At 64.5% G+C, this 11,988-nt stretch carries 10 protein-coding genes and 1 tRNA gene; 6 read left to right on the top strand and 5 right to left on the bottom strand.

Annotation, left to right across the window (positions count from 1 at the left end):
• The first annotated feature begins 82 nt into the window (after positions 1 to 82).
• Positions 83 to 898, top strand: coding sequence for a ferredoxin--NADP reductase (locus tag LG306_RS09975; RefSeq protein WP_055809056.1), 816 nt, complete (start codon positions 83 to 85; stop codon positions 896 to 898).
• A 41-nt stretch (positions 899 to 939) separates the two neighbouring features.
• Positions 940 to 1,272 (top strand): chorismate mutase, encoded by a 333-nt coding sequence (locus tag LG306_RS09970; RefSeq protein ID WP_055809054.1) that lies wholly within the window; start codon positions 940 to 942, stop codon positions 1,270 to 1,272.
• Positions 1,273 to 1,287: 15 nt separating this feature from the next.
• Here the strand turns inward: LG306_RS09970 and LG306_RS09965 are convergent, their stop codons facing one another.
• Both LG306_RS09965 and LG306_RS09960 read right to left on the bottom strand, forming a co-directional pair.
• Entirely contained in the window at positions 1,288 to 1,641 is a 354-nt protein-coding gene (locus tag LG306_RS09965) for an Hpt domain-containing protein (RefSeq protein WP_404414097.1), read from the bottom strand.
• Positions 1,641 to 3,053 carry an amino acid permease gene (locus LG306_RS09960; RefSeq protein WP_404414095.1) on the bottom strand — a complete coding sequence of 471 codons (1,413 nt, stop codon included), beginning with the start codon at positions 3,051 to 3,053 and terminating at the stop codon, positions 1,641 to 1,643. The genes LG306_RS09965 and LG306_RS09960 overlap by 1 nt, the downstream gene beginning before the upstream one ends.
• Before the next feature lie 157 nt (positions 3,054 to 3,210).
• On the opposite strand from LG306_RS09960, the gene LG306_RS09955 reads away from it, so the two are divergent.
• Positions 3,211 to 3,286: transfer RNA gene (locus LG306_RS09955), tRNA-Lys, on the top strand.
• A gap of 49 nt (positions 3,287 to 3,335) precedes the next feature.
• Here the strand turns inward: LG306_RS09955 and LG306_RS09950 are convergent.
• Positions 3,336 to 4,718 carry a hypothetical protein gene (locus LG306_RS09950; RefSeq protein WP_404414093.1) on the bottom strand — a complete coding sequence of 461 codons (1,383 nt, stop codon included), beginning with the start codon at positions 4,716 to 4,718 and terminating at the stop codon, positions 3,336 to 3,338.
• 207 nt (positions 4,719 to 4,925) lie between these two features.
• Here LG306_RS09950 and gor point away from each other — a divergent pair, with 207 nt between their 5' ends.
• Positions 4,926 to 6,320, top strand: coding sequence for a glutathione-disulfide reductase (gene gor, locus LG306_RS09945; protein WP_404414091.1), 1,395 nt, complete (start codon positions 4,926 to 4,928; stop codon positions 6,318 to 6,320).
• Between the two features lie 9 nt (positions 6,321 to 6,329).
• On the opposite strand, the gene LG306_RS09940 is transcribed toward gor, so the two are convergent.
• Positions 6,330 to 7,853, bottom strand: coding sequence for a carboxylesterase/lipase family protein (locus LG306_RS09940; protein WP_404414089.1), 1,524 nt, complete (start codon positions 7,851 to 7,853; stop codon positions 6,330 to 6,332).
• 132 nt (positions 7,854 to 7,985) lie between these two features.
• Here LG306_RS09940 and LG306_RS09935 point away from each other — a divergent pair, with 132 nt between their 5' ends.
• Together LG306_RS09935 and LG306_RS09930 are read left to right on the top strand one after the other, a co-directional pair.
• On the top strand, positions 7,986 to 9,482 hold the full coding sequence (locus tag LG306_RS09935) for a sensor histidine kinase (RefSeq protein ID WP_404414087.1): 1,497 nt from the start codon (positions 7,986 to 7,988) through the stop codon (positions 9,480 to 9,482).
• Entirely contained in the window at positions 9,479 to 9,856 is a 378-nt protein-coding gene (locus LG306_RS09930) for a response regulator (protein WP_404414085.1), read from the top strand. The genes LG306_RS09935 and LG306_RS09930 overlap by 4 nt, the downstream gene beginning before the upstream one ends.
• Positions 9,857 to 9,859: 3 nt before the next feature.
• On the opposite strand, the gene LG306_RS09925 is transcribed toward LG306_RS09930, so the two are convergent.
• Entirely contained in the window at positions 9,860 to 11,983 is a 2,124-nt protein-coding gene (locus LG306_RS09925) for a class I SAM-dependent DNA methyltransferase (protein ID WP_404414083.1), read from the bottom strand.
• Between the last annotated feature and the right edge of the window lie 5 nt (positions 11,984 to 11,988).

Genomic DNA, 11,988 nt, shown 5'->3' with positions numbered 1-11,988 from the left:
AAGCCGTCACGAGGAAATGTCGTCGCCGTGTGAAAGGCTTGTCCTTCCCTGCGAGGGGTTCTCAGATTAGAGAGACGGCACGATGACAGACGCCGCCCTCTCCCCCGCCCCCGTGAAAGCCAGTCCGTTTAACGAGCTGGAGGTTCTGTGGGTGCGCCACTGGACCGACAGCCTGTTCAGCTTCGGCGTCAAGCGGCCCGAGGATTTCCGCTTCCGCTCGGGCGAGTTCGTGATGATCGGCCTGCCGGGCGAAGACGGCGGAAAGCCTGTCCTGCGCGCCTATTCCATCGCCAGCCCTTGCTGGGCCGAAGAGCTGGAGTTTTTCTCGATCAAGGTCGCCGACGGCCCCCTGACCTCGCGCCTGCAGAAGATCCAGCCCGGCGACACCGTCCTGATGGGCAAGAAGCCGACCGGCACCCTGGTTCTGGACGCCCTGACTGGCGGCGAACGCCTGTTTCTGATCGGCACCGGCACGGGTCTTGCTCCCTGGCTCAGCGTCGCGCGCGACCCAGAAACCTATTCCCGCTTCGGCCATGTCTATGTGATCCACACCGTCCGCAGCGTCGCCGACCTGGCCTACCGCGACTTCTTCACCCGCGAGATCCACGACGATCCTCTGATCGGCGACGAGGCCAAGGCCCAGCTGACCTACTATCCGACGGTCACCCGCGAAGCGTTCGAGACGCCGGGCCGGATTACCGACCGCATCAAGTCCGGCGACTTCTTCCGGGACCTGGGCCTGCCCGAGGGCTTCGACCCCGCCCGCGACCGCGCCATGCTGTGCGGCTCCATGGCCATGATCAAGGAAGCCGGCGAACTGCTGGAGACCTATGGCCTGAAGGAAGGCTCCAACGCCGAACCGGCGGACTACGTGCTGGAGCGGGCCTTCGTTGGTTGACGGCCTTGGCTTGGGCCGCCTGACCCGCTAACCCGACGCCCATGTCAAAGCCTGCCCTAGTCGCCGTCGATGCGCGCGTCGATCCCGCCGAATGCCAGTCGATGGCCGAGGTCCGCCAAGGCGTCGACGCCCTGGACCGCGCCCTGGTCGCCCTGCTGGCCGAACGTCAGCGCTACATGGACGCCGCCGCCCGCATAAAGCCCGACCGCGACGCCGTCTTCGACCAGGCCCGCATCGACGACGTGGTGGCCAAGGTGCTGGTCTCAGCGGAAGCGCACAACCTGTCGCCGGACATCGCCGAACCGGTCTGGCGTCTGCTCATCGACCGCTGCATCGCCCACGAGTTCGCCACCTACGACCGCACGCGCAGCTGAACACAACAGGCCCAACTAGGTCTTGAGACCTCTCAGCATGATTTCGTGCCGATAGGCCGCGACATCGGCCAAGGCCGCCTCCAGCGCATCGCGCACCCGCTCGACTGCCGGCGCGGCCAGCTTCTGATCCACCGCTTCCGCCTCGGCACAGATCGCCGCCAGGTCTCGGGCGCCGATGCCCGCCGCCGCGCCTCGGATCGTATGGACCCCGTCGCGCCAGCCCTCGACCTTGGGATCCAGCATGACGGACCACAGGCCGGCCTGATTGACGAACAGGCCCAAGACTTCCTCGTTGATGGCGTCGTCCCCCCCCGTCATGCCTTCCAGCACGGCGAAATCGACGGCGCCCGTGAGATCGCGCAACGCCATCAGGCCGCCGTCTCCTCGCCCTTGGCAAGGCGGGAATTCCGCGAGGACCACAGCAGATAGATCGCCACGCCGACCACGTTCCAGACCACGAAGCCGATCTGCGTCACCGGCTTCAGGCTCAGGAAGAAGACCAGGCAGCCGATCACGCTGACCGCTCCAACGACCGGCCATAGCGGCGCCTTGAACACCCGCTTGCGACCCGGCTCGCGGATGCGCAGCACGATCAGGCAAACCCCGACAGAGCAGAAGGCCGCCAGCGTCCCGGCGTTGGCCAGCGACGCCAGCTCGTCCAGCGGCAACAGCCCCGCCAAGATCGCCACGACGATGGCGGTGAACACCGTGACCACCGCCGGCACGCCGCGACTCGACACCTTGGCCAGGCGGCGCGGCAACAGGCCATCGCGCGCCATGCCTAGGAAGATGCGGCTCTGGCCGAACAGGAAGGCCAGCAGCACGGTCGGAAGCGCGATCACCGCCGCCGCCGCAATCCACTGAGCCGCCGTCCCCTGCCCCATCTGACGCAGAATCAGGGCCAGCGGCTCGGGGCTGCTGGCGAAGGTCGCGACCGGCCGCGCGCCGATGGCTGCGGCCGCGACCACCAGATACAGCGCCGTGCAGATCAGCATCGAGCCGACGATGCCGATGGCCAGGTCTCGCTCGGGCTTCTTGGTTTCCTCCGCCGCCGTCGAGATCGCGTCGAAACCATAGAAGGCGAAGAAGATGATCGCCGCCGCGGCCATCACCCCGGTCTGGACGAAGGGCGCGCCAAAGCCGTTGGGCATGAAGGGCGTGAAATGCTCGGGCTTGAACGCAGGCAGGGCGATGGCGACGAAGACCACCAGCGCCGCGATCTTGATCAGGACCAGCACCGCGTTCAGCGTCGCGCTTTCCTTGGTGCCCAAGAGCAGCAGGCCCGTCACCACCCCAATGATGGCCACGGCCGGCAGGTTGATGATGCCCCCCGCATGCGGCCCGGCGACCAGCGCCGTGGGCAGATCGATCCCCAGTCCGCTCAAGAAACCGACCGCATAGCCGGACCAGCCCACCGCCACGGCGCTTACGACCAGCGAATATTCCAAGATCAGGCTCCACCCCACGACCCAGGCGATCATCTCCCCCAGCACCGCATAGGAATAGGTGTAGGCGCTGCCCGCCGTCGGCATCATGGTCGACAGCTCGGCATAGGCCAAGGCCGCGCAGGCGCAGACCAGTCCCGCAAGGCCGAAGCTGATCAACACGGCCGGGCCCGCCAACCCCGCCCCTACCCCGATCAGTGTCAAAATGCCGGTGCCGACGATGGCCCCCACGCCCAAGGCCAGCAGGTGCGGCCAGCTCAACGTCGGCTTCAGCCGCGGTCCGTCGTGCGGCGCCATCATGGCGTCGATCGATCGACGCCGGTTCCAGAAGGCCATGCTGTTCACTCCCCGCCGCTTGCTGCGGCTGATTCCACGCGGACCATACTCCGCCGCAGAAAGTTTGCGAAAGCGCTTGCCAACCCCCGAACCGCTGGGTAGTAGGAGCGCCCTTCGGCGATGGCGTTGGCCCCGCCGAAGACACGACGATCGGTGTGGGTGATTAGCTCAGTCGGTAGAGCAGCTGACTCTTAATCAGCGGGTCCACAGTTCGAACCTGTGATCACCCACCATCGTCGCCACCTACGTCAGAATGGCCATACGATTTTGAACATCGTGGGCCTATCCGCCAGCGACGTAAGAGCCGGTGACGGCGACACCGATGCGCGCGGTTAGCGGCACGATCTCGTAGCGCAGAGCGCTGGCTCGGCCCGACAACTGCAGCTGACCAGTGAACATCTGAGGACGCTCGGTTGCAGCGACCTGGCTGATCGAAGACGCGATTGCACGGCCTCCTGGGTCCAGTTCAGTAAGCTTGATCGCCACACGAGCAACGCCGCCCGTCGTCCAAAGCATAGAGCCGTAGGACAAGCGCATGTCATCGGGGCGGGGCGTTATGATCTGGCTGAGCGATTCCGAACCGGCCCCTGACATCGCGCTGATGACCGCAGTGCAATTGCCATTGCCTGACCAAGGGGCCTTGTCCAGCCAACGCAAACGCAGGTTCGGCGACATCCTCCATGCCAAAATATTACAAGCGCCATCCGCTTGAGATGACAGATATCCGTCCTGCAGGCGGTTGGAAGACGTATAGAGGGGGTCGACAGGCCAGATCGGCGCGCGCGGATCGATGGGGGATCGACCGTCTGGATCCCATGGCTTTGCGAGAGGCATAACCACAGACCAGTCGTGGCAGTCAGCCATGTAGAATGGCTTACCGTGCAATGTAAGATCATGCGGCCCATTGGGGCACTGAAGACGCACGACCTCGGACGTTTCGCCGGTTCCCTGACGCCATGCCTCCCATCGGGTTACGCCATATTCTCGCGTAAAATAGTTGAACTCCGCGGACGCATAACCCGGCGCGAAATGCGCGACTCTCAGCGTGTCGAGCACCTTGCCGGTCTCGTAGCGTTGCTGCGGCGCGTGAAACCACTCCACGGTGGACGCCACAGCGTCGATCCGCCCACGACAGTTCGCCGCATTCTGGGTTGGTGAGGGTTTGGCGCCCGGCGTGAAAGCTTTCTGGCCTGCTGGGAAAAGCAGCCAGCCTGCCGCGCGACAATCTGCAGTCCACCACGGTTGCCATCCGCCGCCTTGATCGAAGGTGCCACGAAAATAGACGTTGGCCTCGTCCGCACCCAGGATGTTGTAGCCGCCGTTTTCGGGATTGAAGTGGACCATGTCCGGGAACAAGGGGTTGGTCGTCAGGTCCGAGACATAGAAATAAGTCTGGACGGCGCGAGAGATGCCATCGGCGCCTGAGATTGGATATGAGTCGCTGATTTGCCCTCTGGTGAAATCCACCTTGTGGTAGGGCAAGGCTTCTCCAATGCGAAGTTTCCTTCTGGAGGCGGGACAGGCCACGGGGTCTGCTGGCAAGGGCTTGTCGTTGCGGTCGATGCAAATCATCTGCGTCAGATAGTCAGACGCTTGGGTTGGTGTGGTCGGGCTTGCGCGTCCTGATCCGCAACTCACAGCGAGGCACGCGGTCAGGATCGCCAAAAATCTCGCCATCTCATCACCATCCACTCGGCCCCGCCCCTTAAGTCGGACCTCATAGCGGCGTCATTATGATCCAGCCTCCGTCACAGCGCGGTTGGCGTGTGATGTGCGGCGGGTTCAGCCAAGACGACTGACCGTGGCAAGCCTATTGGATTTTGCGCGGCGCGGCTTAAATGCCGATGCCTTCTGCTGCACGGAATCCGACCTATGGCCGATTACGACTACGACCTCTTCGTCATCGGCGCCGGTTCGGGCGGGGTGCGGGCGGCGCGGCTGACGGCGCTGGACGGCAAGAAGGTCGCGGTCGCCGAGGAATATCGGGTCGGCGGCACCTGCGTGATCCGCGGCTGCGTGCCCAAGAAGTTCATGGTCATGGCCTCCGAGGTCAGCCACGCGCTCGAGATCGCCGAGGGCTACGGCTGGTCGTTCGACAACGCCAGGTTCGACTGGCCCACCTTCCTTGAAGCCAAGGACGTCGAGATCGCGCGCCTGTCCGGCATCTACGCCGCCAATCTGGGCAAGGCCGGGGTCGAACTGGTCCACGGGCGGGCGGTCCTGAAAGACGCCCATACGGTCGAGATCGCCAAGTCTTCTGGGGGCAAGGACCGCACCATCACCGCCGAAAAGATCCTGATCGCGACAGGCGGCCGCCCCTGGAAGCCGGACGAACTGCCGGGGATCGAGCACGCCATCACGTCCGAAGAAGCCTTCCATCTTCCGGAACTGCCCAAGCGCATCCTGATCGCAGGCGGCGGCTATATTGCGGTGGAGTTTGCCGGCATCTTCGCGGGGCTGGGCGTCGAGACGACCCTGATCTACCGCGGCCCCAACATCCTGCGCGGCTTCGACGACGATGTGCGCGCGCACTTAGCCGGAGAGATCGAAAAGCGCGGCATCAAGGTCATTCTGGGCTGCCAGCACGAGAAGATCGAAAAGACCGAGACCGGCCTGGTCAACCATCTCGAAAACGGCATGAAGCTGGAGACGGACGTGGTCATGTTCGCCACAGGCCGCATCCCTTACGTCAAGGATTTGGGGCTGAAGAACGCAGGCGTCGAACTGAACGACGCGGGCGCCATCAAGGTCGATCCCCATTCCAGGACGACCGCCGACAACATCTGGGCCATCGGCGACGTCACCGACCGGATGAACCTGACGCCCGTCGCCATTCGCGAGGCCGTCGCGTTCCATCAGACCGTCTATCGCGACAATCCCCAGCATTTCGATTACGAGGCCGTGGCCACCGCCGTCTTCAGTCAGCCGCCGGTCGGGGTCGTGGGCCTCAGCGAGGCCGAGGCCCGCCGCTCCTGCTCGAACGGCGTCGATGTCTACGTCACCCGTTTCCGGCCTATGAAATACGCCTTCACCGGCTCGGATGAGCGGGTGCTGATGAAACTGGTGGTCGATGCCGACAGCCAGCGCGTGGTCGGCGTTCACATCGTCGGCCCCGACAGCCCCGAGATGATCCAGCTGGCCGCCATCGCCGTGAAGGCCGGCCTGACCAAGGCGCAGTGGGACGCCACCTGCGCCGTTCACCCGACCATGGCGGAAGAGTTGGTCACGCTGAAGGAGAAGCAGTCGGGCGCGACCTCCGCCGGCTGACGCGTGCTCCTAGGGCCGGGGCCGCTCGCGGAATCGTTCAAGCAGGTCCAGCCGGGCGCTGAACGGCACGGGCGTCACGGTCGGTCCCGGATTGCCAAAGTTCATCAGCCGGGTGTCTCTCAGCGTCGCCGTGGGCCAGCGCGGCCGCCCGACGCCGTTGGGATCGCCCGAGCGCGCGAAGGCGGTCCAGTAGCCCATCATCGCCTCCGACGCCTTTCGGTCCCGATCCTCGACCGGATACGGCAGAGTGTTCAACGTGCCAAACACATAAGGCCGCTCAATCGCATGGGTCGCGCCGCCATGCGGCTCTGGGTTCTGCGGCGACGAGATATCGAACCGATAGAGCCACGCCGGATGGCCCGCCTTGGCATGCAGCCGCGCCAGCATCCGGGCCGGCTCCGAAAACACCAGATCCGTGATCGCCAGCTTGTCGAACGCCTCCAGCCCGCCATATACTTGAACGGCGTCGGCGCGCTCAAGCCAGGTCATGTCGTCGTCGATCTGACCATAGCCGTTGCGATCCGTGGGCCGCATCCACCAGAATTCGGCGCTGTTGCTGCCGATGATGAAGGGCACCGGGGCCTGCCGCCCCGCCTTGAAGGCCGCCTCGACCGTGGACGGCACGATACGCCCGTCGATCAGCGTCAGGTCGCCGTTGGCGAAGACCGGCGGAGGCGTCAGGAACAGATCGGCCGGCGCCGCGCGCAAATCCGCCGCCGTCCGCAGTCCCGCGCCATAGGCCCACACCTCGCCCCGCTCCCGCGCTGAAGGCGCGCCATAGGCGCTCTTGCGGTCCAGCGGCGTCTGCAACTCCCGGCCCAGGCCGGACTGAACGATCGCCCGGTCGAACAGACCGCGCGCCGGCGGCGAGATCATCAGCCGCGTGACGATCGCCCCGCCCGCCGATTCGCCGAAGATGGTCACGTTCTCGGGGTCGCCGCCAAAGGCCGCGATATTGGCGCGCACCCATTTCAGCGCCGCCGTCACGTCCATAAGGCCGTAATTCCCCGCCGCCTCGCCCGCCGGCCGCTCGGCCGCCAGCGCCGGATGATCGAAGAAGCCCAGCCGCCCCAGTCGATAGTTCAGCGTCACCACGACCATGCCGCGCTTGGCCAGGTTCGTTCCATCATACAACGGCGCGGTTCCCGACCCGTTCACCAGCCCGCCGCCGTGAATCCAGACCATGACCGGCGCGGGCTGAGCTGCGCTGACGGGCCGCCAGACGTTCAAATTCAGACAATCCTCGCTCATCGGCAAGGGACCGACGCCGGGGTCGCCGTTCGGGGGCGCCTGGATGCACAGCGGACCATAGGCCGAGGCGTCGCGCTGGCCCTGCCAGGTCGGCGCGGGCCCGGGCGGCCGCCATCGCCGCTCGGCCGTCGGCGGCGCCGCATAAGGAATGTTTTTGAACGCAGCCACATCGGCATCGGCGCGTCCGGTCAGGACGCCCTGCGGAATGCGGACGGTGGGCTGCTGGTCGGCTACGGGCGCCATCATGAGCGAGAGGGTGGCGAAAACGCCGGCGATTGTCATGCGCGCTGATTAGCAAAATACGGCGGCGCGCCAATCACCTTGCGATCAAAGTTGGCGACATCGAAGCCGGAGAACCGATCTCGATGTCGCGCGTTATCGCCAAGCTGTGCGGGGTAAGCGTTGAACGAAACGGTGAAATCTGGCGATCCGACCGTTAATTTGGGTGCGGCTTTCGAGGCCTCGCCCAATCCCTATGTGCTGCTTACGCCGGATCTTCGGATCGCCGAGGTCAATCAGGCCTATATGGATGTCACGGGCGCAAGGCGCAGCGAAGTGCTGGGCCAACCTCTCTTCGCCGCATTCGACTCGGGGCCTGGCTCGGATGCCCCGGAGAACGTCCGCCAAGTCCGCGCGTCACTGGAAAAGGCGCGCGACACCCGACAACGCGATCATCTGGCGGTCGTGCGCTTTTCGATGTTGAGAACGCAGCCCGACGGCAGAGAAAGCTTCGAAGAGCGGCTCTGGAGCGCCACCCATACGCCCATACTGAACGCCGACGGCGAAGTGGTCATGCTGCTTCAGCACACCATGGATGTGACGGACCTGGCGCCCGTCATCCGCCCGGACGAGCCGACGACCGCTTTGGACGCCATCATCGGCGGCTCAGTGCTTCGTCGGGCCCAGTCGGTTCAGGAGGACAATCGTCGCCTGGAGACCGAGCGCAATCGTCTCGTTGAGATGTTCATGCAGGCCCCCGGCTTCGTCGCGATCATGTCCGGACCGGACCATCGGTTCCAGATGCACAACGACGCCTACAGCCAGCTCATCGGACACCGGGATATCGCCGGCAAGCCGGTCAGGCAGGCCCTGCCGGAACTGGAAGGCCAAGGCTTCTACGATCTGCTCGACAGCGTCTTCGCCACAGGCGAACCCTATGAAGGGCGCGAGAGCGCGGCCCAGCTGCAGCGTAAGCCCGATGGGCTGCTCGAAACCGTCTATCTCAACTTCATCTATCAACCGATCCGCGACGACGCGGGCGCGGTGGTGGGCATCTTCGTGCAGGGTCACGACATCACCGAGAACGTCCTGGCCGCCCAGCGCCAGAAGTTGATGATCGACGAACTGAATCATCGCGTGAAGAACACCTTGGCCACGGTGCAATCGATCGCCATCCAGACGGCCCGTTCCAACACCGACCCGGCCAGCTTCGCCGAGACCTTCCAGTCCCGGATCATGGCCCTGTCGCATACGCACAACCTGCTGACCCAAAGCCATTGGGAAGGCGCCGATCTGCGCGCCATTCTGGAGCACGAGACAGAGGCCTATGGACCGACCCGGATCAGCCTCAACGGCCCGCCGATTTCTCTCGAACCTGCTATCGTCCTGTCGCTCGGCATGATTTTCCATGAACTCGCGACGAACGCCGCCAAATATGGCGCGTTACATACGCCGGACGGCCGAATTCTCATCGACTGGGGATTGGCCGACCAGAGACACCGAAAGCTGAAGTTGAGCTGGCGCGAAATCGGCGGCCCCAAGGTTGCGGTTCCGGCCAGGAAGGGTTTTGGCAGCCGCTTGATTGAGCGAAACATTCGCCATGATCTGGCGGGCGAGATCGATCTGGTCTACGCCCCCGAAGGATTGATCGCGGAACTGACAGTTCCATTGGACAGGACCGCCGCACAATGACCCAGCCCCTCACCGGCCGCCGCGTGCTTGTCGTCGAAGACGAGTCACTCGTCGCCATGCTCCTGGAAACGATCCTGGAGGACATGGAGTGCGTGCCGATCGGCCCCGCGTCCAATGTGGACGAAGGTCAGAAGCTGGCGCGCGAGACGGAGAATCTCGACGCCGCCCTGCTGGACGTCAATGTCGCCGGTCGTCAGGTCTTCCCCGTCGCCGAGGCGCTGAAGGAACGCGGTGTGCCGTTCGTCTTTTCGACCGGCTACGGCGAAGGCGGTCTGCCCGACGAATGGCGCGGCCAGCCCACGATCCAAAAGCCGTTCACAGAAGTCGCCATCCGCGACGCCCTGATGAAGGCCATGGGCGTGAACCAAGCCTGAGGCCTAGCTCGGCATTCGCCGCGGCGCGAACCATCCGTCATCGGTATTCTGCACGGACCCTGCGACGGCCAGCACCTTTAGCGTATGTGTAATCAGCCGCTTCGCACGCGGCCGACTGCCCTCGAACTCGTCCATCAACTCGGTCGGCGACATCGGAACCCCCTGTCGGCGCAGGATTGAGAGCAGGCTGGACGCCAGGACGCCCGGTTGTTCGGGAAACAGGGCCTTCTGCCCCGATGTCGGTAGAAGAGGCTGCGCCGGTCTTGCAGTCCCTTGGCGCACCTTGCCGGTTTGATGGTCCGGTCGCAGGAAGTGGATGTCGCCCTGCGCCTCCTGCTCCGCCCTGGCCTGGTTCAGCTGGATCAGGCGCTCGACGATCTGCCTGTCCGCCAGGTCGTCAGGCCAGCCATAGGCCTTGGCGACCAGCCGATCGAGGCGCTGATGCAGATGGTCGATGATGCCGACGCGCCCTTGGTCATAGATCGCACGTTCAGCGTCCGACACGTGATCGCCCAGGCCTATCCTGGCTCTGGCGTTGTAAAGGCCGGTCATCGTCAAGGCATCGCTGTCGCGCAGGACGTCAGCTCTCACGGCATCGAGTTCTTCGGCCAGGACGCCGATCTCTGCCGCCAAGGCGGCGCCTGCGTCCGGAAATGGAAAGGTGTCGAAACAGGCGCCTTTCACATAGACGGCCTCGCGTTCGTATTCGCCGATGCGGCCGGCGTTGGCGGCGAACCATGCGCGATGCTGGCGCGAAGACAAGACGCCCAACACGAACGGATCATCGCTGGCGATCGCCACCAGCTTGTTGTCCGGCAAGGTGGCGGCATCCATGAATCGAAACCAGCGATGTTTGGCGGTTTCTATGGTGACGATAAAGCGGCTCAATCCCTCCAGGGCGTCGCGCAGATCACGACGCGGCTCTCCGAAGATCCACCAGTTGTCGCGATAGGCCGCTCGGTTGTTGCGATCCCGATCCGGCTTCACCGTCTCCAGAAGATGCTGGAACAGCAGCGGATGCCGACGACGCGCCTCGCCTTCGTCCCAGCCAAAGAAATCAATGACCTGCAGCCCGCGTGATCGATCCGCCAGATCTCGGCCATTCCGATAGTCGCGAACCGGCGACGGCGCCTGCGGGTCTGAGCCGGACAGGAGGCGTTTGGCCTTCTCTGACGTGACCTGAAACCCCGAGCCCATCAGCTGCACGCCGCGATAGGCCAGCACGGCGTTGGCCTTAAGCTGTCGAACGCGGGTCAATCGACTGTCCAGCATCAGGTCCGCGCCGATGTCGCCGTGACGCTCCTCGAACGTCGTGGCATCCGCATCCTTGACCCTCAGCCATCGTCCCTGTCCGTCCGGCTCGCCCCGCTCGGCGACCGACATGGCGATCCTGACGTCAGCGCATCCCACGCCCCTGGCCCACGGATGGTCCGCGATGGCGAAGACGATCCTGATCGGCGGCCGTTTGGCCAGATGATGTTCGATCACGCGTCGCGAGAAGGTCTGGGTGATCGAATTGGTGGTGATGAACCCAAAGCGCCGCAACCGCGTATCTGGCTCGATCAGGATTTCCGCCGCCCGATCCCACCAGGCCATGACCAGGTCTGCCGAAAGAAATCGACCGCCCCGGATCGCTGCAAGGGCATCGACGTAGCCGTCGCCCAACTCTCGTCTCAGGCCTTTGCCGCCAATGAACGGCGGATTGCCGACGATGAATTCAACGTCCGGCCAAGGTGTGGGGCGCGGGTCGATATAGCGAACTCGCTCTCGCTCGGCCTGATCACGTCCATGGACCATCTCGACGCGCGAGAACTCCAGCAGGGCGTCGGCCTGTCGGATGGTTCGAAAGTTCTTGAGGATGGGCTCCGACGGCATCGGCGCGCCGGATATGCGGAAGTGCCACTGAAGATGGCCGATCCACATGACCATCTCGGCGATCCAGGCGGCGTTGGCGTTCTTTTCTATGCCATAGAATTGCTCGGGGCTGACCACCCGCCCGTCGAAAGCCAGCACGCCCTGATGCTCGCCCATCTCTCCCAGCGCGCTGAAGATTTCCTCTTCCAGCTCCTTCATCATCCGCATGGCGACATAGAGAAAATTGCCCGTGCCACAGGCGGGATCCAGCACGCGCG

Origin of the sequence: Brevundimonas vesicularis (assembly GCF_044807075.1) — a bacterium.
Taxonomy (GTDB): Bacteria; Pseudomonadota; Alphaproteobacteria; order Caulobacterales; family Caulobacteraceae; genus Brevundimonas; species Brevundimonas vesicularis_G.
The sequence above is the reverse complement of the archived record's forward strand: the minus strand, read 5'-3'. Positions and strand labels throughout refer to the sequence as shown.